Origin of the sequence: Nostoc sp. (assembly GCF_036919815.1) — a bacterium.
In the GTDB taxonomy this organism is placed as follows: domain Bacteria; phylum Cyanobacteriota; class Cyanobacteriia; order Cyanobacteriales; family Nostocaceae; genus Nostoc.
The window spans coordinates 1-20754 of the sequence record NZ_JBALCE010000075.1 but is presented as its reverse complement, the minus strand read 5'-3'; the positions used below and the strand labels follow the sequence as shown (position 1 = coordinate 20754).

The 20754-nt window shown below is 41.5% G+C and carries 17 protein-coding genes and 1 CRISPR repeat array; of the genes, 7 read left to right on the top strand and 10 right to left on the bottom strand.

The annotated features are described in order from the left end of the window. Positions 1 to 72: 72 nt before the first annotated feature. The 4 genes from V7K15_RS17740 to V7K15_RS17725 all read left to right on the top strand — a co-directional run bounded on the left by V7K15_RS17740 (position 73) and on the right by V7K15_RS17725 (position 3142). Entirely contained in the window at positions 73 to 2352 is a 2280-nt protein-coding gene (locus V7K15_RS17740) for a DEAD/DEAH box helicase family protein (protein ID WP_334907191.1), read from the top strand. 89 nt (positions 2353 to 2441) lie between these two features. Next, positions 2442 to 2675, top strand: a complete 234-nt coding sequence (locus V7K15_RS17735) for a hypothetical protein (RefSeq protein ID WP_334907189.1) — start codon at positions 2442 to 2444, stop codon at positions 2673 to 2675. Positions 2676 to 2742: 67 nt separating this feature from the next. Beyond that, on the top strand, positions 2743 to 2961 hold the full coding sequence (locus V7K15_RS17730) for a hypothetical protein (protein WP_334907186.1): 219 nt from the start codon (positions 2743 to 2745) through the stop codon (positions 2959 to 2961). Next, positions 2954 to 3142, top strand: coding sequence for a hypothetical protein (locus V7K15_RS17725; RefSeq protein ID WP_334907184.1), 189 nt, complete (start codon positions 2954 to 2956; stop codon positions 3140 to 3142). The genes V7K15_RS17730 and V7K15_RS17725 overlap by 8 nt, the downstream gene beginning before the upstream one ends. A 93-nt stretch (positions 3143 to 3235) precedes the next feature. On the opposite strand, the gene V7K15_RS17720 is transcribed toward V7K15_RS17725, so the two are convergent. After that, positions 3236 to 3973, bottom strand: a complete 738-nt coding sequence (locus V7K15_RS17720; RefSeq protein WP_334907182.1) for a Ycf66 family protein — start codon at positions 3971 to 3973, stop codon at positions 3236 to 3238. Positions 3974 to 4181: 208 nt separating this feature from the next. On the opposite strand from V7K15_RS17720, the gene gndA reads away from it, so the two are divergent. Beyond that, the gene (gene gndA / locus V7K15_RS17715; RefSeq protein ID WP_334907180.1) at positions 4182 to 5612 is read left to right on the top strand and encodes an NADP-dependent phosphogluconate dehydrogenase; all 1431 of its coding nucleotides are present in this window, start codon (positions 4182 to 4184) and stop codon (positions 5610 to 5612) included. Between the two features lie 235 nt (positions 5613 to 5847). On the opposite strand, the gene V7K15_RS17710 is transcribed toward gndA, so the two are convergent. From V7K15_RS17710 to cax, 3 genes are all read right to left on the bottom strand, one after another. Further along, entirely contained in the window at positions 5848 to 7020 is a 1173-nt protein-coding gene (locus V7K15_RS17710; RefSeq protein ID WP_334907178.1) for a DarT ssDNA thymidine ADP-ribosyltransferase family protein, read from the bottom strand. Continuing rightward, the gene (locus V7K15_RS17705) at positions 7017 to 8165 is read right to left on the bottom strand and encodes a serine/threonine-protein kinase (RefSeq protein WP_334907176.1); all 1149 of its coding nucleotides are present in this window, start codon (positions 8163 to 8165) and stop codon (positions 7017 to 7019) included. The genes V7K15_RS17710 and V7K15_RS17705 overlap by 4 nt, the downstream gene beginning before the upstream one ends. Before the next feature lie 166 nt (positions 8166 to 8331). Next, positions 8332 to 9471: a calcium/proton exchanger gene (gene cax / locus V7K15_RS17700; RefSeq protein ID WP_334907239.1), complete on the bottom strand. Its 1140-nt coding sequence runs from the start codon at positions 9469 to 9471 to the stop codon at positions 8332 to 8334. Between the two features lie 496 nt (positions 9472 to 9967). Here cax and V7K15_RS17695 point away from each other — a divergent pair, with 496 nt between their 5' ends. Continuing rightward, a complete protein-coding gene (locus V7K15_RS17695) occupies positions 9968 to 12664 on the top strand; it encodes a DUF3536 domain-containing protein (RefSeq protein WP_334907174.1) in 2697 nt (898 codons plus the stop codon). A 365-nt stretch (positions 12665 to 13029) separates the two neighbouring features. On the opposite strand, the gene V7K15_RS17690 is transcribed toward V7K15_RS17695, so the two are convergent. The 3 genes from V7K15_RS17690 to V7K15_RS17680 form a co-directional block, all read right to left on the bottom strand. Further along, positions 13030 to 13275 carry an HNH endonuclease gene (locus V7K15_RS17690; protein WP_334907172.1) on the bottom strand — a complete coding sequence of 82 codons (246 nt, stop codon included), beginning with the start codon at positions 13273 to 13275 and terminating at the stop codon, positions 13030 to 13032. A 7-nt stretch (positions 13276 to 13282) separates the two neighbouring features. Next, positions 13283 to 14398: a Gfo/Idh/MocA family protein gene (locus tag V7K15_RS17685; protein WP_442949688.1), complete on the bottom strand. Its 1116-nt coding sequence runs from the start codon at positions 14396 to 14398 to the stop codon at positions 13283 to 13285. Between the two features lie 136 nt (positions 14399 to 14534). Next, the gene (locus tag V7K15_RS17680) at positions 14535 to 15002 is read right to left on the bottom strand and encodes a DUF4870 domain-containing protein (protein ID WP_334907170.1); all 468 of its coding nucleotides are present in this window, start codon (positions 15000 to 15002) and stop codon (positions 14535 to 14537) included. Positions 15003 to 15195: 193 nt separating this feature from the next. Between V7K15_RS17680 and V7K15_RS17675 the strand changes: the two genes are divergently transcribed. Next, complete coding sequence (locus V7K15_RS17675) at positions 15196 to 16707, top strand: BamA/TamA family outer membrane protein (protein ID WP_334907167.1); 1512 nt, start codon at positions 15196 to 15198, stop codon at positions 16705 to 16707. A 261-nt stretch (positions 16708 to 16968) separates the two neighbouring features. After that, positions 16969 to 17509: direct repeats of the CRISPR family, unit length 38 nt; unit sequence AATTGCAATCCATCAAAATCCCTATTAGGGATTGAGAC. 309 nt (positions 17510 to 17818) lie between these two features. On the opposite strand, the gene V7K15_RS17670 is transcribed toward V7K15_RS17675, so the two are convergent. Genes V7K15_RS17670 through V7K15_RS17660 form a run of 3 tightly spaced genes read right to left on the bottom strand, consistent with a single transcriptional unit; the run spans position 17819 to position 20351 of the window. Next, a complete protein-coding gene (locus V7K15_RS17670; RefSeq protein WP_334907165.1) occupies positions 17819 to 18907 on the bottom strand; it encodes a sensor histidine kinase in 1089 nt (362 codons plus the stop codon). A 5-nt stretch (positions 18908 to 18912) separates the two neighbouring features. Continuing rightward, complete coding sequence (locus V7K15_RS17665; RefSeq protein WP_334907163.1) at positions 18913 to 19623, bottom strand: response regulator transcription factor; 711 nt, start codon at positions 19621 to 19623, stop codon at positions 18913 to 18915. 29 nt (positions 19624 to 19652) lie between these two features. Beyond that, positions 19653 to 20351, bottom strand: coding sequence for a LabA-like NYN domain-containing protein (locus V7K15_RS17660; protein ID WP_334907161.1), 699 nt, complete (start codon positions 20349 to 20351; stop codon positions 19653 to 19655). Positions 20352 to 20754 lie beyond the last annotated feature (403 nt).

Here is a 20754-nt window from a genome sequence, read left to right as displayed (position 1 = left end):
CTGCAATCCCTTGAGGAAGACATAGTTCCAGCCTCTCCCCTAAAGCACAGTCTTTCCAGGATTTTACTGATTATGAAAACCGTTGAAGTTACCTACGCAGGTTTGATCAAAGTTGAAAGAGGTGAGGCTCCCAAAGAGCTATACTCCCACCAGAACGAAGCAATCAAGGCGCTGAATGAAACCAATAAAAGTGCCTTTGAAGGCTTGCTAGTTCTACCCACTGGTGGCGGAAAAACTTTGACAGCAGTTCACTGGCTACTACGTAATTTTATTAACAACAAGAAAAAGGTTCTGTGGATTGCTCATCGCCATGAACTACTTGACCAAGCACTTGAGACACTTCGATTTAGTGCCTATTTATCATTGTTGAGTAATGTATCAGAATTTAGATACCGCATTATCTCAGGTCATCCTAAACATGATATTCCTATAAATATTGAAAAGACTGATGACATTATCATTGCCAGTAAAGATAGTCTAAACAGTGGACTTGATCACTTGTTGAAAAACTGGGTCGGTCATTTAGACGAAGTTCTTTTGGTAGTGGATGAAGCGCATCATGCAACAGCTAAGACCTATCGTAAGCTAATTAATGCTATCAAGGATAATCTACAGAAGCGAGGTCATAAAAACGGCTTTAAAATGCTGGGGTTAACAGCTACCCCCTTCAGAACAGATGAGAGTGAGAAGAATTTGCTAAAGTTAGTTTTTCCTGATGACATTATCTTTGTAGAACACCTGAGAAAGCTAATCGCCAAGGGAATCCTTGCTGAACCAATATTTGAAAACCTAGAAACGAAGATAAAAATCAAGCAAAAATTGACAGCACAAGAAATCAAGGCAATTGAAAATTTTGACAGGCTCCCACAAGATATAGCTAAAAGAATTGCTTTAGATAGGGAACGGAACAATCAAATTGTTGCTCACTATATTAAGAATCGAGAGAAATATAAACCTCTTTTAGTATTTGCTATCGATGTTATACACGCAGTTGCATTGAACGAAGTTTTTAACAACTATAAAGGAATTAATTCTGATTTTATTGTAGCAGCAGTTAAAGATTTAGCTACAGGTGCTACAGTTGCGACAAAAGACAATAAAGAAAAGATACAAAAATTTAGAAATGGAGAGCTTGAAGTATTGATCAATGTAGAAATATTAACTGAGGGAATAGATTTACCTAACGTACAAACTGTTTTTCTCACACGCCCTACTACATCCACAATACTAATGACACAGATGATTGGTCGGGCTTTGCGTGGGCAAAAAGCAGGTGGTACAGAAAAAGCTTATGTGGTCAGCTTTATTGATGACTGGGAAAACAAAATTAACTGGGTGAACCCAAAACAACTTCATTGGGTAGAAGGTCCACCAGAAGATTTTATTGACCCGATACTTCCATCAGGTAATAGAACTGCTCGCCTCATATCTATTGAGATGATTGAAGAATTCGCTCGGATCATGGATGATTCAATTGATACTACTTCTGTGGAACTACTAAAGTTTTTAAAGAGAGTTCCTCTTGGAATTTATCGTTTTTCCATTCTCGAACCGTCTGAAGGATATGAGTCTAAGGCTACCAACTATGATGTATTGTTATATGACGACACAGAAGAGGCATACGACAACTTTGTACATGATTTGAAAATTATATTTCAAAGAATTGATTTACAAGATAGGGAAATATTGACCGAAGCAGAACTTGAAAAGCTTTTGCAAACTGCAAAGCAAAGTTATTTTCCTGACTATCAAACTTTACTTGGTTACAGAGATGAAGATGTAGAAAACATCTTGCGTTTCTATGCTCAGAATGAAGAAAGACCAGATTTTCTAGCCTTCAGCGAGAGGAGAAAGTGTGATTTATCTATCGTCGCAAGACATATCTACGACAATTCATTAGGCGGTAGAGCCAAGTCTGACTACATGGATTCTCTTTGGAATGATAAAAAGTCTTTTTGGCAAGTTTTATTTAGTGACGAAAAGCTATATTTCAGGAAGCAGTTGGACATTGAAGCTCTTAAGATTGAAGGGCTATACCCTAATGCTGTAGTATCAATACCAACTTTAATTCCTGACACTGTACCAATAGAGAAGTTAACTCTATATGAAATCAAAGAGCGAGATATTCTTGAATACAGAAAAATTAAAAATGCTGTATTCGCCAAGTACACAGATGTAAAAGGGTTTATAACTTGTGCAATCAGTGGAGTCAAGACTCAGATGCGGAGAGATTTTCAAATTGATCATATTAAACCTATGTCTCAGGGTGGTTTAACTACCCTAGATAATCTGCAAGTACTGACACGTAAAGCCCATGTAGAGAAAACCCGTAGAGAGAATACAAGACGATAGTATTTGAGGGATATATCTGTATACGTAGGTAATCTAAATTTTTCTGGTTTGGCACGTTTAAAATGTATGGTGTCACTCAAAAGAGACTTATGACCCTAACCCTGAACTTGCCACCAGAATTAGAACAGTATCTTACAAAACAAGCTAAACAGCAAGGGCTTTCTGTGGAAACATATACTTTGCAGATTTTGCAAAAATACATTTTGCCGAAAGTGAAACAGTCTAAGTTAGTCAATGCGCTTCAGTCTTGGATTGATGAAGGTGACGCTGATGAGCAGCAAGAAACAGGAGAGTACTTAATTCATGCCTTAAAGGATATCTGAAAAGTTAGTTAAGAGCGTTCCCTAAAGTATGATCTAAAATTTATTTAATTCATTAAAGCCTTAACTTATGCTTATTACCGAACTCATACCACTACTTAAAGAATTATCCGACACTGATAAACTCTTACTAATACATTTTCTGGCAACCGAATTGTTGAAGGAATCAAGTTTAGTCCCATTGGATGCTCAAGACAAAGTAGCAAGTCTTGGCTTATATGATTCTTTTGAAGCTGCTGCTGTTTTAGCGAAGGCATTAGCAGAAGAAAAAGCCGCAACAAATGGTTGATAAAGTTAGATTTGCATTTACTGAGGTAAATCCAGAACTCGGTGCATTAAGTACCCTGCCTTATCTACCGCTAATTCTCACTTATCAGAATCGTTCTGTAAGTGTATCAGGCTTACTAGATACTGGTTCTAGTGTCAACATATTGCCCTACGAAATCGGGTTAAGGTTGGGAGCAGTTTGAGAACGTCAAAGGCTCTGAAATTAGCCCTAAAATAGCCTGATAGAAATAGTGAAACCCAAAATTATATTAGGTTAACGTTGGGTTTCACTGCATTCAACTAGCTTGATTCGGCGGTATTTGTTCCGGTGGCGTTTCTGCCGGGGGAGCGAGTACCGCATCTGGAGAAATTTCTTCTACAGAAATCGGTTGCTTGTCCTCAGTTTCAGCATCTGCTTGCGCTGCTTTCACCAATTCAGGAGATGGGGGATGTGGTGGAATCGCTTCCAGTACAGTCTTGATTTTTGCTTCGGTGTTGGTAGTAACTGTCTCCTCTGCTGGTTGTTCCGGTATGACAGTAGTTTTGTCAATAATCTCAACAGCAGGTTTCTCAGTCAGAACAGAGGCAATGTCTTCAGGTTTGGGGGTTGTGGGTGTCTTTTTACTCACAGTCTGTTGCACCTTGTCTTTCACGCCACCGAAGGTGCTACCAAGACCTTTTTGCAACTGGCCCAGCCGTTCCTGAAGGGACAACTTATTCACCTGTTGCTGAATGCCAGTTTTCACCGTCTCAGGACTGGGTATTTGGGTTTGTTGTACCTGCGGGGTCAGTTGCCGACGTAATGATAGAGTTTGCCAGCCAAACCAGACCAAAAGAGCCACACTAGCCACATGACCCAGCAACAAACCCCCAGTAATACGTGGTGCAAACACCCATAAGACTAAGGCGTAGAACAATCCTACACCACTCCAGATAAAGTCATTCTTGCGGTGGATTTCTGGGAAAAAGAAAGCTGCTATGTAAATGACTAAACTACCAAGACCGACCACCAAAGCTAGGACATATGCCAGCATTATTTGGTTACTCCTTACTACGTCCTTTGATTATTTCAATTTTGCAAGTTAATTGTTGATTTAGATACAATTTAAAATTAATTATCCCTGTTAATTAGGGATTTTTGTCGTTTATATCAAGTCTTAAGGTCTTCTTTAGGGGAGAAGGGAAAATCTCGGACTACCCTTATAGGTAAAAGGATCTGCAAGAGTTAGCCAGAAATTTTTTATGACACTACAAAGCTTTGGTGTGATTGGATTAGCCGTTATGGGTGAGAACATCGCTCTCAACGTGGAGCGCAATGGCTTCCCAATTGCAGTTTACAACCGCTCCCGAGAAAAAACGGATGCGTTTATGGCGCAGCGTGCGCCAGGAAGGAACGTCAAAGCCGCCTTTACGCTGGAAGAATTCGTTGCCTTATTGGAACGTCCCCGCAAAATTCTAGTAATGGTGCAAGCTGGGAAGCCAGTTGATGCGGTGATTGCTCAACTCAAACCCTTGTTAGAGGAAGGCGATATCATTATCGACGGTGGCAACTCTTGGTTTGAAGATACAGAACGACGCACTCAGGAATTAGAACCGGCTGGGCTTCGGTATCTTGGTATGGGTGTCAGTGGCGGTGAAGAAGGGGCGCTGAATGGCCCATCTCTGATGCCTGGAGGTACAACAAGCTCTTACGAGTTTCTATCGCCAATTTTCAACAAAATTGCTGCCCAAGTCGATGATGGCCCTTGTGTAACCTACATTGGCCCTGGTGGTTCTGGCCACTATGTCAAAATGGTACACAACGGCATTGAGTATGGCGATATGCAGCTAATTGCTGAAGCCTACGACTTGCTGAAAAATGTCGCTGGATTAGACCATAATCAGCTACATGAGGTGTTTGCTGAATGGAACACCACCGATGAACTCGATTCATTTTTGATTGAGATTACGAAGAATATCTTCCCATATCTTGACCCAGAAACAAATCAACCCCTGGTGGATTTGATTGTTGACGCAGCAGGTCAAAAGGGAACTGGACGCTGGACTGTACAAACTGCATTGGAATTGGGAGTTGCTATTCCCACAATTACAGCAGCAGTTAATGCCCGGATTATATCTTCGATTAAAGAGGAGCGGGTAGCAGCATCTAAAGTCCTCACAGGCCCCAGTGGCAAGTATGACGGGCAAACCAAGGACTTTATCAATAAAGTTCGTGATGCTCTCTATTGCTCAAAAATCTGTTCTTATGCTCAAGGGATGGCGTTGCTATCCACAGCTTCAAAAACATATAACTGGAATTTGGATCTGGGCGAAATGGCGCGGATTTGGAAAGGTGGTTGTATTATTCGCGCTCGCTTTTTGAATAAAATTAAAAAGGCTTTTAGCGAAAATCCAGCTTTGCCTAACTTGCTGTTAGCTCCCGAATTTAAGCAGACAATTCTCGACAGACAGACTGCTTGGCGGGAAGTGATTGCGACAGCTGCAACAGTAGGAATTCCAGTACCCGCATTTAGCGCATCCTTGGATTATTTTGACAGCTATCGCCGCGATCGCTTGCCTCAAAATCTAACTCAAGCACAACGCGACTACTTCGGCGCACATACTTACCTGCGTCTTGATAAGCCCGGAAGTTTCCACACTGAATGGGTACCCATTGCTGAAGCCAAGAAGTAAGCTTTCGCACATCTAAATTCTCAATTATTTTATTTGCAGGTGACTCTAGATATTAGAGTCACTTTTTTTGTCAAAACTACAAAGACACTTAGTAGTTCCTTTGAACTATCAGGTGTGAATAAAAACGGAGATGATAAATTCCCTACAAAAGTTAAAACCCTTATCAAATTCGAGTCGATGTCAGTCAAAAAATGAGCGAACAGACGGTAATTAGGCGACTACGGCAACGTGCGAATCAAGAGCGATTTAGCAAGTAATCATTAGTTAAGTATTTAGAATCAATTTGATGTTCCCGTGGAAGATAAATCGCAACCTGAATTCCTATATTATGCAAATAACGACACATTAGCGGCCCGACTTCAGCCCAATTTAAGTTGCCTAAACCACAACCCAAAGCTGGCATTGCCAAAGACTGAATACCAATATCATGACAATTCTTTTTAACCCAGTCTAAGCCACCTTCAATGTCTTCTATACGAGAGTTTTCTCGCCATTGTCTTTTAGTAGCAAACGACAAGAACCACTTTACAGCATTGGAGGACACAAGCGGAAGACTAAGATCAGCTAGTTCTTGATCTAAAGAAGCTTCCCGTTTATAGAGATAGGGTTTTGTGGCAGTAAGCTGTTGATTCCGGCAAGCATCTTGATAAACTACATATACGTCAGGAAACTGATATTTTGCCCGTGATGCTAATCCTTTGCCCATTATGCCTTGAAGATTAACACTAATCGTCAGCGTTTGCATATTTGAAAAAAACATATCCCCATCAATCAAGGAAATATTAGTCCCGATACGGGCAGCAGATTTGGGTTGGAAAAACATATTTGGTTCAGGAACAACAGGTATTTTAGCCGAACCTATAATTGTTTCGACTCGCTCTTTAGCCTTATAGTCTACGACAAAAACTGAATGAACAAGTTCTGGGCTGATTTGCTCAGGAACCAAGCACTCAGCCATTATTTTTCGTTTAGAACCATCAAGATCATTCCACCACTCATTTTGAATAATTTTCCATTGTTTCTGAAGTATTTCTCTTCCTTCTTTAATAGCAAAAAACTTAGTTGGATCATTGGCAGCATTTCCATCTGTAATTAGTCCTCCTGCTGCTTCAAGTACATCCGGTTTGACTCCAACAACAGCAATATCTCTTTTGTCCTTTTCATGAACCACCCGATACATCATTGGGTTACGTGGCTGAAAGTATAAGTTAGCGTACTCCCACAAACTACTCCTTGCAGGCGTAGACTTGTCTTTACGCTTGCTAATAATCCCACTATCGTAGATTGGTGTATATGAAACACCTAACTCCTCAACTGCTTTGTGGGATAGAATACCTCTTTGAAGTATTGAGGGCAGATTTTCAATGTGTGTGATGTAATAGAGGCTTTTGATATCTGGTTTTCTCATTGATTTGGCGTGTTATTCTTCCCAAGGTATTTGGCTTTTAATTCTTCTAATTCTTCATCTATTTTGCTTTTACTATAAGGCTGAGATATTGGATTTGGTGGCTGTATTTTATTTGGTTGAGGTTTGCTGCTACCCAAAAATTGGGTTTTCATTTCCTCTAATTCTTTCTCAACTTGACTAGGAGATTTCGATACAAAAGTGGGTGGAAAATTGGGTGGTGATTGAGGGATAGCTTTTGCTGATATTGCTGGCGTGGCTGCTACTTGTGACTGTTTATTTAAGTCTTTGAGAACTTCATCTACTGTTTGATAACGCCGAATCGGGATACTTTCTAGCATTTTGTTGAGAATGTGACTTAACTGATTACTAATAGGAGTTTGCAAATATTGCTGCCAAACCCATATACCGTTGTTGGTATCATAGGAATCGAAGGGCGATCGCACAGTTAATAAATTAATACAAGTCGCACCCAAACTATAAATATCGCTGGCAAAAACAGCCCTACCTCTCATTTGCTCAGGTGCAACATATTCTGGACTACCAATACTAGTACCAGTTTGATTTAAGGCGGCGCTTGTGGCAGATTTAGCAGCCCCAAAATCTACTAAAACTAATTTACTATCGCTGCTACGTAAAATAATATTTTCTGGCTTAATATCGCGGTGAATTACGTGTCTGGCGTGACAAAATTGTAATACTGATAATAAATCATTTAGTAATTGCCAGATTTGCGTTTCACTAAAAGCCCCTTGATGTGCTAATTCCTGCGCTAAGTTTTGCCCGTCGATAAATTCTTGGACAAGATACTGCCGATCTTCTTGGGTAAAATATGCCAGTAGTTCGGGAATTTGGGGATGTTTGCCCAATTGATCTAACTGCACCGCTTCTTGGTTAAATAACTCTACGGCTTTTGCCAGAGTGTTAGTACCTTGGGCTTGGGGATAAAATTGCTTAATTACGCAGCGTGGTTTTGAGGGTTTATCCTCATCCACAGCTAAGAAGGTTTTGCCAAAACCACCTTGTCCGATTGGTTTGATCGCACGGTAACGTTCTTTGAGGAGTAACTTGGAACCGCAAGTCTGGCAAAACTTGAGATCATCAGGATTTTTAGGCTTGGGACAATGGGGATTAAGGCAGTAGCTCATACAGGCGATCGCTCTTATATATTTCTATTTTCTCCTGTCTCAGGCAAAAGGGTATTTCGATTCGCCAATTATCAGAAAGGCTAGCTGAAAACGCTGGAGAAATTTACCCATAATCAAGAGCGATCGCTCATAGTTTAACGATTAAGCGATCGCACTACGTAGCAGCTTACCGTACAGCATCCATAACTGGATGAAAGTAGAAGGCGAACCCCAACACTGTATAGGTAGCTAATAACAAAGTGCCTTCGAGCCAATTCGATCTACCATCGGAACTAATACTGTTTGCAATCAACACTGACACAACCACCGCGACTAATTCAAAGGGTTTAAAATCCAAATCCATTGGTTGTCCTAATATCCGCCCTGCTATAACTAAGACGGGCGCGACAAATAGTGCAATCTGCATACTTGATCCCACAGCTACCGAAAGGGAAAGATCCATCTTATCTTTCATCGCCACGGTGACTGCTGTGGCGTGTTCAGCCGCGTTACCGATGATGGGAACCAAAATCACCCCTGTAAACAGCGCTGTCAAACCTAGCTGAGATGTGGCTACCTCCAGAGAATCAACTAGCATTTCTGACTCAATTGCCACTAGTAAGGTACATCCTAGCAGCACGCCAATCCACAACGCCATATTGGGTTTAGCATGAGAGATTTCCTCTCCTTCGATCTCCGCTACACCCACATCATATAAATAGGAGTGGGTTTTCATCGAAAATAGCAGCGTTAGCCCATAAACTAAGATTAATACTACGGCAACAGCAATAGAAAAATTTTGCAGTGTTTGTTCGTTAATTCCTTGAGAGGTGTAATTCATCGCCGTTGGCATCAAAAGGGCAACCACCGCCAAATTCATCGAAGCAGCATTCACCCGCGCCACAATTGGCTGAAATATCTGCTCTTTGTAGCGTAGTCCTCCCAAAAACATGGAAAAACCCATCACCAGTAGTAAGTTGCTAATAATCGATCCCGTGATACTAGCTTTGACTACATCTATTAACCCAGCGTTCAGCGCTATTAGGGCGATGATTAGTTCTGTCGCATTACCAAAGGTGGCGTTTAACAAGCCCCCCAATGATGGCCCGACTACGATAGCAATTTCTTCGGTGGCTGTACCCATCCAAGCTGCTAAGGGCAAAATTGCTAATCCAGCTGTAATGAAAACGATCAATTCTCCCCACTCCAGAAAGTGGGCTGCGAGTGAAACCGGGATAAACAGTAGTAAAACGAGAAGAATAATATTTTTAGTTGACATTTGTTGTCTTGAGTTGAGGGTATCTGATCGGAGAGTTGTAGGGGCAATTCATGTAGCTTTAGCTTTCCGCAGGGTATTGCCCCTACAACTCAGCACTGATTACTCCCATAGGATACTCTCAACCGTCTGTAGACTAATTCAGAAATTTTACTGTTTTCAGTTCAACTGCTGCGGATATGTGTAAAATAAGATTGCGATATAATGAGTTTTTGTAATCTTTTGTTGCAAAAGTATGAATTTGAGCCAAAACTTTACACCAGAAATGGGGTTTAATTAATTAAAAGACAATTAAAATTTTGATTGGCGCCCAAGAAGAGAAAACCCCTAACTAAGGCTTTGGTCAATGGCTAATTACTTTGAGCCTTCAGGGAAAGGGCTGTGCAATAACGCAGATTTCCCCCTACAATCAAACCGCTTTGTCAAAAATTTGGTTAGATTCCATAGTTGTTGTTTATAACGGATTTTGTGTGAAAACCATTGTAGAAAGGTTTACATACAACGTTTTCGGTGCAACTGCAAGTTTTTTGTTTTTGGATAAATATACATGACTTCTGCTGCCCAAATGCCAGCTAGCTCTGGCTCAACGTTAACATTAGATTCAGATCCCCATAACACCAAAGAAACCGATCCCTTGAGAAAGGCTAATGGTGTTTATGTGACGGTGCATGGTCATTTTTACCAGCCACCAAGGGAAAACCCTTATCTGGACGCAATTGAACGCCAACCAAGCGCTGCGCCGTTCCATGACTGGAATGAGCGGATTCATTGGGAATGCTATCGCCCGAATGCCTTTGCCAGAGTCTTAAATGACCAAGGCGAAGTGGTGGAGATCGTCAACAATTATGAGTATTTTAGTTTTAATATTGGGGCAACGCTGATGTCGTGGCTAGAACGCTACGATGTGGAGGTTTATCAGCGAATTTTAGAGGCGGATAGGAAAAGTAGCGATCGCTTGCATGGTCACGGGAATGCGATCGCGCAAGTATACAATCACATTATCATGCCTCTGGCGAACGAACGCGATAAATATACCCAAATTCGCTGGGGTATAGAAGATTTCCGCTCCCGCTTTGGACGCGATCCCGAAGGTATGTGGCTAGCGGAAACTGCTGTAGACTACGCCACCCTAGAAGCTCTTGTTGCTGAAGGTATTCGCTTCATTATCCTTGCACCCTCTCAAGCACTACGTTGTCGTCCCCTGCCCACTCCAGATCATTCCCATCCTGAATGGATCGAAGTCGGTGGTGGTCAGATAGATTCTACCCGTCCCTATCGTTGTTATTTGAAAGATAGTCAAGAGTCAAAGGAAACAAATGACCAAGGACAAATGACAAATGACAAACCCTATATTGATATCTTCTTCTACGATGGACCGATATCGCGGGACATGGGTTTTAGTGATGTCGTTTATAATTCCAGTCACTTTGCCGGACGTATCGGTTCAGCAGTGCGTGGGGATCATCGTCCAGCCCAGTTGATTTCTGTGGCGACAGATGGGGAAACCTTTGGACACCACAAAAAGGGAACTGAGAAAACTTTAGCCTACGCCTTTACTAAAGAGTTTCCCCAACAGGGTTGGAAGGTGACGAACTTCGCCCACTACCTCAGCTTAAATTCTCCCGATTGGGAAGTGGAATTGAAATCAGTCACAGCCTGGAGTTGCGCCCACGGTGTCGGCAGATGGGAAGATGATTGTGGTTGCGGTGGCGAAGGCGGTGTTTGGCATCAGAAATGGCGTCGTCCTTTGCGGAATGCTTTAAATTGGCTGCGGGATCAGCTAACTGAGGTATATGAAGAATATGGTGGGCAGTTATTTCGTGATCCCTGGCTAGCAAGAGATGAATATATCCAAGTAATGCGCGATCGCTCTGCTGCCAATGTTAACCGTTTTCTCTCCCGTCATCAAACTCACAAACTAACAGCTGCCGAACAAGTAGACGCTTTACGCCTATTGGAAATGCAGCGTCACGCTTTGTTGATGTTCACTAGTTGCGGTTGGTTTTTTGAAGAAATTTCCCGTCCAGAGGGGACGCAAATTTTGCGCTATGCCGCCCGTGCTTTGGAATTGGCTGGGGATGTAGCAGGTGTGCAGTTAGAAAAAGGCTTCGTCAAACGTCTTGGTTTAGCCCCCAGTAATGTAGATCAGTTCAAACACGGTGGCGAAATTTATCGGCAACTAGTGCTAACTGCCCAACTTGGCTTTAAGCAAGTAGCAGCCCATTACGCCATTACTTCCCTGTTTAGTAATCAGAAACCAGCAGAGACGCACAATTCTTTGTCGAAAAAAGATGCTGCTGACAAACAGTCTCAGCATTACCAGAAGCGGGTTTATTGCTACGCCGCCAATGAGTTAGATTACCAACTGCAACGGATGGGATCGCTAACTCTGGCTGTGGGAAATTTAAAGCTGGTATCAGAGATTACTTGGGAAAGCGAGCATTTGGTATTTGCGGTTCTGCATTTGGGAGGCTGGGATTTCCACTGCTGCATTCAACAATTTACTGGGCGGCGTAACTACAGCCAATTAAAAGAAAAGCTGTTTGGAGGATTGCAACAAGCTAGTGCGGCTCATTCTATCTTGGTGATGACACAGCTATTTGGGGAAGAAGCTTTCAGCTTGCAAAATCTATTTGCTGAAGAACGCCATCGGATTATGGGGCTGCTTAGTCAGGAAACATTGACACGTTTAGGACAGTTGTATACCCAAGCGTACCGCGATAATTATGGTGTGCTGATGGCGTTTCATCGAGACGAACTAGCAGTACCACAAGAATTGCAGGTTGCAGCAGATATTGCTTTAGGGCATCGCTGTTTGATGACATTGCGATCGCTTCAGCAAGATATTGCTGATCCCCAAAAGAGTTGGAATCACATCTTAGAATTAGAGGCGATCGCTACGGAAGCAAAACATCTGCGTTGTCATCTGAATATTCCCGACGGGAAGCAGATGTTAGAACAATTAATTGCGCGATCGCTCTGGCAATTATTGCACGATGCCAATGGTAGTTTTAATGCAGATATCCAACTATTGGAACGGTTGATTGATGTCGGGGATCAACTAAATATTGACATTTCCCTACAGCGATCGCAAGAACTATACTTTAGTTGTCTGCAAAGTCAGATAGCGCCGGTGTGTGTGACTAACTTTGCGAATCAGGCAGATAATCAGTGTCTTCAGTTGCTCAAGTTGGGCAAAAAGTTAGCCGTTGATGTCAGCATGATTTCAAATCAGTTGGGATAAGAGTTAAAAGGGCGGTTAGAAAGGGCGTCTATACAGACAAAACTCACCTCCGTGGGTTTCAAATCCTCAATTTTTCATGCTTTCCGCGGAGGCGGACGAGAGTTTGTGTAGCCGCGAATTCTATTCGCCTTGGCTTTTATGAATTACCCCCCTTATAAAGGGGGGAAATAAGAAATCTGGTTCCCTCCCCTTTACAAGGGGAGGGTTAGGGAGGGGTCATATTTACGCCTAAACCCAGGTGATTACACTGTTTCAGACTTCTGCGTACACCGTAGCCTAAAAGGAGAGAGACTTTGAATTTTCCCCCTTAGAGCGTCTGGAAGGGGGTTAGGGGTTAGGTCTGTATTGCATCCACACGAAAAACGTTATAAATCAAAATGGCGCCGGAAGCGGGGATCAATATTGTCTGTTTTCTGCTGATTGCAGCTTAAACACAGAGTTTGTAAATTACTGATATCATTTTGACCGCCACGGGAAAGTGGAATGATATGATCAATGCTGAGGTTAATTTCTACAGTAGTTTTACCGCAACTTTGGCATTGGTATTTGTCACGTTGAAAAACATATTTCTTTACTTCCGGCGGGATACGAATGCGGGGAGTTTTGCTCATTTGGTTTCTAGTTGCTAAGAAATCCTGACAAACTCGGTACATCTACCCAACTTGCTTTTTTATGAGATTCATGAGATAAATCCATCAACAACTGAGAATAAATTCCTTCTCGCAGCGATGGTGTAATTTCCTGATTACGGTTAATTCCTTGCAGCCATTGGTCTACTACGCGGATAAATGCACAAATGCGCCCATCAGTATAATTTTTCGGAAAAATTAACCGATTTGGTATTTCTATTTCCGTCAGAGGTTTACCTGACTGGGAACCCCAAACACGAAAACCATGTATATAATCTTTTTGATTTTCACTGCCCACTATTAATGTACCGCGATCGCCATATACTTCTACCCAATGGGTTCTTGCTGCATGAACAACCGCACTTATAGAAAGTTGGCAAGGTGTACCATCTGCTAATTCCAGCGTTAATATACAATTGTCATCGCTATCCACTGGCTTGGATTCCCCACTAACAGGGTCAACTCGTGTGGGAATAGCAGTAGTTAAATGGGCGGTTAATCGGCGGACTGGCCCGAATAACCAGTAAATATAATCGAAAGCGTGGGAACCCAAAGAACCTAATGCACCGCCTCCTCTATCCTTGTCAGAATACCAATTCCAAGGGCGTGAACTATCAGCACGAGAAGAACCTAACCAATCAATTTTAATTAGGCGCAGCTTACCCACATAATCTTCTGACAATAATTCAGCAAACAACTGCCATGCTGGTACAAACCGAAATTCAAAATCTACAGTTGCAATCACGCCTTTGGCTTTAGCTAACTGATAAAGTTCTTTAGCCTCAACTGCATTTAAAGTTGTCGGTTTTTCTAGTAATAAATGTTTCCCAGCTTGCAGTACGGTTTTTGCCATTTCATAGTGCAGAAATGGCGGTGTTGAAATGCTGACTGCTTGCACTTCTGGTAATCCCACAATATTTGTAAGTGAATCGTCAGCGTAGGGAATATTATGGGCTTCTGCTATGGCTTTAGCTTTATTTATATCTCGGTGATAAACAGCAACTACCTCAGTTTGAGGATGTGCTTCGAATCCAGGAATGTGGACTTTTTGACCAAATCCAGTCCCGGCGATCGCAATTCCAATCATATCATTGTTTACTCCCATATTTATACAAGTTACTATTTACTTAATAATATCATTTCATCTATCATATCTAATATATCCGAGTCTTTATTTGTATCAAACTTCCTAGCGAATAATTTTTTTGATTGCCTGATTTTTTCAAAATCCTAATCATTTTTTATCGCAAAACTCTAATGGTCAAAGGGTAACGATAATGCTGACCCTTGTAAGCTTTAATAGCAGCAAAAGTCACTACAAATGATTGGACTATTAGGACTAATAGAATTAATGACATGAACACAATTAATAAAGTATCTATAATTATTTTTACTTGATAAACTGAACGATGAATAGTTGCTGCCAAGCTAAAACTAGTTAATACTACAAAGAAGGAGATTACCATGAAAATTAAAGTATATAATGTCCAAGTAATTTGAAAATTCAAGGATTCCTTTCCTTGAAAATCAATCCAAGGATATTGTGCTTTTTTAAATCGCCAAATCATCAGAGGAGCTAAAAGATTTAAAGGTAAATATAAAGGGATACCAATAAATACCAAAAGAAACAATAATATCCATCCTAACAAAGCCGAGAAATGACACAACATCGCCCAGATACGCATTTGTGGTTTAGGTTTTTTTTTCATGGCTTTTTATATGTAAATGGATTTAATAAATAATGCTCCACTGTAATTATCTATAAAAAAGCCAAACAAGAGCTTAAAATCTAAGTATTTCTCGATCATAATTTTCGGGGATTGGTTCTATTTCCCAGACTATGCCTTCTCCTGGCAGCAGCGCAACTTCTATGTCGTAAGCTAAGACTAAGGGATTTTCAATATGCTAGTTAAAATAATTGTAATTGCGATCGCACTAATGTTAGTGGGTACGGAAAATCGGGAAGCCCTTGCAGACTTGCAATCTTCTACTCAGGATAGCGCTGGTGGTATTGTGACACCAGAGGCTACAATCCAGATAAAGGGAGGGTATGCCAAATATGGTGATTATGTACGAGCGATTTCAGTAGATACCCAGGTGATGGAATTTTCTCAGAAAGTTGTCAAAGATATCCAGATTCGTTTTATTAATCAAAAAGGCGAATGGCGCGATGACAAAGGTCAACCGATTAAAGGGCGTACTCAGAAAGATTTTATCATGGGTCTGCTGAGACTCAAACCTGGACAGGTATTTCGTAAAGATTTACTTGAAGCAGATTTGCAACGATTGAGAAGATTAGAGTCATTTGATCAAGTCAATGTTTACCCTGAAGAAGATGTTTCTAGCGTTAATATCATCTATCAAATCAAAGAGCGTAGCTTCCCTTCTCTACTCTTAGGAGGCGGTAATAACGATGATGTTGGGCTATACGGTCGAGTAGGTTATAAAGATGCAAATGTGAGTGGTTTTAACGATAAATTAGATACACTTGTGCAGATAAGCACTAAAGATGTCCAGTTTAATGGTCAATTCACTAGCCCTTATCGTCGTGAAGAACCAAACCGCTTAGGCTATAGCATTAGAGCTTTTCGTCGTCGAGATATATCGGGAACCTTCAACGAAGATATCAGATTAGCTAACGGCGACAGAGTACGGGAGGGAAGATTTGGCGGTTCTGTGGGAGTTTTAGGAGCTTTTGATGATTGGGATACATCAGTGGCACTCAACTATACCAGAATTAGCCTACGCGATCACGAATATAACGTTGCACAGGTCGATAGCTTTGGGAGTCCCCTATCTGTAAGCGGTACTGGCATTGATGATCTATTTACAATATCATTTGCTGTATCCAAAGATCAACGCGATCGCCGAGACAATCCCACTCAAGGATCAATCCTCACCCTCAGCACAGAACAAGCGATTCCCATTGGACTGGGCAATATTTCCAGCAACCGCCTACGGGGAGACTATATTAAGTATTTCCCAGTCAGTTGGATAGGTAAGGGTAGACCAACTGATAATCCAGAAATGTTGGCGATTAATTTACAAATTGGTACAACTATTGGGGACTTTCCACCAGCTGATGCCTTTAATATTGGCGGACTAGATTCTGTCAGGGGTTACGGATATGGTAAAGTTGCCAGTGGTCGGAGTTATGGTTTAGCTTCGGTAGAATATCGGTTCCCAATTTTTCAGTCAATCGGAGGAGTTTTCTTTACTGACTTCGCCTCAGATTTCGGGTCTAGCGACACCGTGCTAGGAGAACCAGGAGTGCTGCGAGACAAACCTGGAAGTGGCTTTGGTTACGGCTTAGGATTGCGAGTCAAGTCACCCTTTGGGCTGATTCGAGGCGACTTCGGAATTAGCGACCAAGGAGAAGTTAGATTTGAAGTTACTACAGGTCAGCGATTTTAATCCCAATTGTTGCGCGGAGAGGTAGGTGTACAAAATCCACAGCCCTAAAAAAGCGCCTCTATCTCAACCCCAGCAAGCATTTCACCCCACTAACCGCCCAATTGTCATCCGCGCAATCTCTGAAATGCTTACAAAAATTGGGTTTTAGCCTTCAATTTTTCCCGACACTCTTCCCAAACGAATTCTCTAATGCTATGATTACTCTTGAAACGCGCAACCGCACCTTGAAAACTAAATATAGGTGGGCTTTCAGGCTCCCGCGATTGCAATCCATCAAAATCCCTATTAGGGATTGAGACTAACTATATGACTAATTCTAATAGTAACTTACTAAATTGCAATCCATCAAAATCCCTATTAGGGATTGAGACTAGCCGACAAAAAACCAGCGTGTGGTTTAGCTTAAATTGCAATCCATCAAAATCCCTATTAGGGATTGAGACAATATATATGGTAAACTAAATACAGTTTACTTGGTAATTGCAATCCATCAAAATCCCTATTAGGGATTGAGACCAGTTAATCTCCCAGCTTTATGTAAGCCTTTTTAAATTGCAATCCATCAAAATCCCTATTAGGGATTGAGACTTGCAATAACTGCCTCGCCTGCGCTGGGTGTATTGGAATTGCAATCCATCAAAATCCCTATTAGGGATTGAAACTAATTTATACTCGTGCCATTCCATTACTGCCCAGAATTGCAATCCATCAAAATCCCTATTAGGGATTGAAACGCCGCTCTTGCTCCCATTGCTTTGGCTGCTGATTGCAATCCATCAAAATCCCTATTAGAGATTGAAACGGTTTGTATCACACTACATTGCAATCAATCAAAATTCCTATTTTTGAATTTTGAATTGTTATTTAGTCAGTCTTGGGAACCATTTCGAGGGAACAGGTAGGCGATCGCAGCGTAACCCGAAAGACTGACTAAACTAACCAAAAAAACAGCCAGAATAAAAGTAGACATAATGTTATACTATATGCATTTCCAAAATCTCGACATCCATCAAAAAACAAGATTTTGGATACTTTCAACTTAGCAATTGGGTATGACACAGCCGTGACTAGCTTGTGTCAATCCCTTGTATCTCAAAGGTTTTGACTCAATTCAAGCCAAAGGCACAAAAAACCGAAACGTACTACCAACTCCCAATTCGCTTTCTACCTGAATCTGACCGCCTTGTAGTTCAATCAAACGATGGGAAATAGTTAAGCCAATACCAGTGCCTCCCGAATGGCGATCGCGCGATTGATCAGCTCGCCAGAAACGCTCAAACACATGGGGCAAATTTTCTGGAGCAATACCAATACCTGTATCTATAACCGCAATCCAGAGAAGAGAAGCTTCAGTCCCAACATCAATCGTAATTGAACCTTCATTAGTATAATGCACTGCATTACCTAGCAGATTAACCAACACCTGTTCTGTGCGGTCAATATCTGCCAATACAGAAGGTAGCACAGATGGACATCGTAAGAGCAGAACTGGCCCATCTTCTAACAGTTGGTCAGTAAATTTCTCCACTAATGACTCTAACAACGGACGCAGATTTACCCGTTGGATATTAATTGGCAGATAACCAGCTTCCGCTTTAGACAGTTCTTGTAAATCGTTCACCAACCGCTCTAAACGCCTAGTTTCTCTAGCTAAACGCCGATAAATTTCAGGAGACGCTTCAATTTCCCCATCAGCCAGTTCTTCCAAGTAACCGCGCACCACTGTTAACGGTGTTCGTAGCTCATGTGTCATGTCTCCAATCACTTCTCGCCGCCGCGCTTCCACCCCTTCTAAACTAGCTGCCATCCGGTTAAAACTAGTACTCAGTCCACTGAGTTCGGGAATGTCAGACACAGGTAATCGCGCATCCATCTGACCAGCAGCGAATTTTTGGGTGATTTGTTCCATCTCCGTCAATCGCTGCATAATCCGTGTGGACACCCAGTAACTCAATCCTCCGGCGGCGGTGGTACCGACTAAGACTGACCAAATAGTGCTTCGCTGCCAAGCAAGTTCAAATCCTGCAACCAATTCAGTACGGACATCGATTAAGTCGAACCCCTGATTTTCTAATCGTTCCAAATGCAAGACGAAGAAGCGAGGAGAAGAGATTTTGCTGATGCTTACCAGACTAGCTACCCCTACGAGCATTACTACTAAGTGGGAGAAAAATAGGCGCCCTCTCAGCCCCATCTTCATAACATTTATGCTACCAGAGAATCTTCAAATTTATAGCCAACCCCAACAACAGTTTTAATAAAAGTCGGATTTGCCGGATCAGGCTCAATCTTTTTTCGCAACCGAGCTACATGAGTATCCACCACTCGTTCATCGCCAAAAAAGTTATCTCCCCAAAGTTTATCAATTAGTTGAGTGCGGTTCCAAACTCGACCAGGATTGCTGACAAAGGTGGTTAGCAAATTAAATTCTAGGGTAGTTAAATCCAAAATTTCAACTTCCTGAGAATTCAGCTGACGACTAGCAGTGCGCTGATCTACATCGACAATAAAGTGTTGGGTACGATTGACTTGATTTTGTCCCCCTTGGCGGAGACTACGCCGCAATAGTGCCCGTACCCTAGCTACCAACTCTCTGGGGCTAAAGGGTTTTACCATGTAATCATCAGCACCAGTAGAAAGACCAATGACGCGATCGATTTCCTCACCCTTAGCCGTGAGCATCAAAATGTAAGGATCTTTTGCACCTGGTTTCTGGCGAATTCTAGCACAAACTTCTAACCCATCCAAACCAGGAATCATTAAATCTAGGATGATTAAATCAGGTGATTGCTCCTGAAACATCCGCAAAGCATTCATCCCATCGCGGCTAGTGCGACAAAAAAATCCTTCTTTTTCTAAAGAGAGTTCGATTAAATGAGCAATTTCTGGTTCATCTTCAACTATTAAAATATCCATTTCAATTAAGACCGAACAAAATACGCAAATTAAAGGTTTGAATTTGACGACGTGCGATAACTATAGCCAAGATGAGAATCTTTTTGAATGTGTGCTTTAATACTATCAAGGTCAATGAAGCAGTCAGCAACATCAATCAAGCTTTCACTAGTGGACGTTTGCAGACTGACCACTTCCACTCGAACTCCCATTCTACTGACAGCATTCACAGCATAGGCTAAATCGCCATCCCCACTGACTAAAACCGCAGTATCATAATAAGGAGCTAAAGTGATCATATCTACAGCAATTTCTACGTTCAGATTTGATTTTTTGAAATTCTCTGGTGGCAGAACAAGCTCTTTTGCTACGACACGATAACCATTACGACGCATCCACAATAGAAAACCCTGTTGTTTTTCATTGCTGATATCAACCCCAGTATAGAAGAAAGCACGTAACAGTCTTGAACCATTGGTTAAATGACAAAGCAATTTAACATAGTCAATTTCTATGCCGAGTTGTAAAGCTGTATGAAATAGGTTTAAGCCATCAATAAAAATAGCAACTCGACCACGATTGAACCTATTGAAAATCGAACTATCAGATGCAGTATCTTGCATCTTTTTAGTATCTTTACCTTTGACACCAGTATCGCTCAAATTTTGCCCTTGCCAATGCGGTTTAGTTTTGAGTACTTTAGTTTCCTTAAATTCATTTCTATGTTTGCTAAAATTAGTTATAATCATTGATACCTCTGATTTTAAAACTGGAAAGAGTTTTTGGTAAATTGTCTATAGTATAGTCTGTGCTAATTTATAACACTAGCAGGTAATGGTCTTAAATCACGACACGCAGATAAATTTCACTGGCGCTCAATAGGATTCAAAGTAGACAGCCAAAGGGTTTTTCGCGTTTGACGAAATATTGCCTCTGCCCACAAATATGTTAATCTTTACCCACCGAGACAGAAAGAGTTTGGATAAAGTAAATCTTTTTGTAAGGGTAGGGTGAATAATCCGCGAAGGTCATCTATGTATTTTTATTTTATCGCAGGCTAAGAGGTTGTTTGAAAAGTGATATGTTGTGATTTTAATCGAATTGTTACCCCCCTTAATCCCCCCTTGTAAAGGGGGGAAACAAGAAAAATTT

Bases quoted from the DNA above. Each gene is read 5' to 3' on its own strand.
- V7K15_RS17740 (WP_334907191.1), top strand. From the start codon at position 73: ATGAAAACCGTTGAAGTTACCTACGCAGGTTTGATCAAAGTTGAAAGA.
- V7K15_RS17735 (WP_334907189.1), top strand. From the start codon at position 2,442: ATGACCCTAACCCTGAACTTGCCACCAGAATTAGAACAGTATCTTACA.
- V7K15_RS17730 (WP_334907186.1), top strand. From the start codon at position 2,743: ATGCTTATTACCGAACTCATACCACTACTTAAAGAATTATCCGACACT.
- V7K15_RS17725 (WP_334907184.1), top strand. From the start codon at position 2,954: ATGGTTGATAAAGTTAGATTTGCATTTACTGAGGTAAATCCAGAACTC.
- V7K15_RS17720 (WP_334907182.1), bottom strand. From the start codon at position 3,973: ATGCTGGCATATGTCCTAGCTTTGGTGGTCGGTCTTGGTAGTTTAGTC.
- gndA (WP_334907180.1), top strand. From the start codon at position 4,182: ATGACACTACAAAGCTTTGGTGTGATTGGATTAGCCGTTATGGGTGAG.
- V7K15_RS17710 (WP_334907178.1), bottom strand. From the start codon at position 7,020: ATGAGAAAACCAGATATCAAAAGCCTCTATTACATCACACACATTGAA.
- V7K15_RS17705 (WP_334907176.1), bottom strand. From the start codon at position 8,165: ATGAGCTACTGCCTTAATCCCCATTGTCCCAAGCCTAAAAATCCTGAT.
- V7K15_RS17695 (WP_334907174.1), top strand. From the start codon at position 9,968: ATGACTTCTGCTGCCCAAATGCCAGCTAGCTCTGGCTCAACGTTAACA.
- V7K15_RS17690 (WP_334907172.1), bottom strand. From the start codon at position 13,275: ATGAGCAAAACTCCCCGCATTCGTATCCCGCCGGAAGTAAAGAAATAT.
- V7K15_RS17685 (WP_442949688.1), bottom strand. From the start codon at position 14,398: ATGGGAGTAAACAATGATATGATTGGAATTGCGATCGCCGGGACTGGA.
- V7K15_RS17680 (WP_334907170.1), bottom strand. From the start codon at position 15,002: ATGAAAAAAAAACCTAAACCACAAATGCGTATCTGGGCGATGTTGTGT.
- V7K15_RS17675 (WP_334907167.1), top strand. From the start codon at position 15,196: ATGCTAGTTAAAATAATTGTAATTGCGATCGCACTAATGTTAGTGGGT.
- V7K15_RS17670 (WP_334907165.1), bottom strand. From the start codon at position 18,907: ATGAAGATGGGGCTGAGAGGGCGCCTATTTTTCTCCCACTTAGTAGTA.
- V7K15_RS17665 (WP_334907163.1), bottom strand. From the start codon at position 19,623: ATGGATATTTTAATAGTTGAAGATGAACCAGAAATTGCTCATTTAATC.
- V7K15_RS17660 (WP_334907161.1), bottom strand. From the start codon at position 20,351: ATGATTATAACTAATTTTAGCAAACATAGAAATGAATTTAAGGAAACT.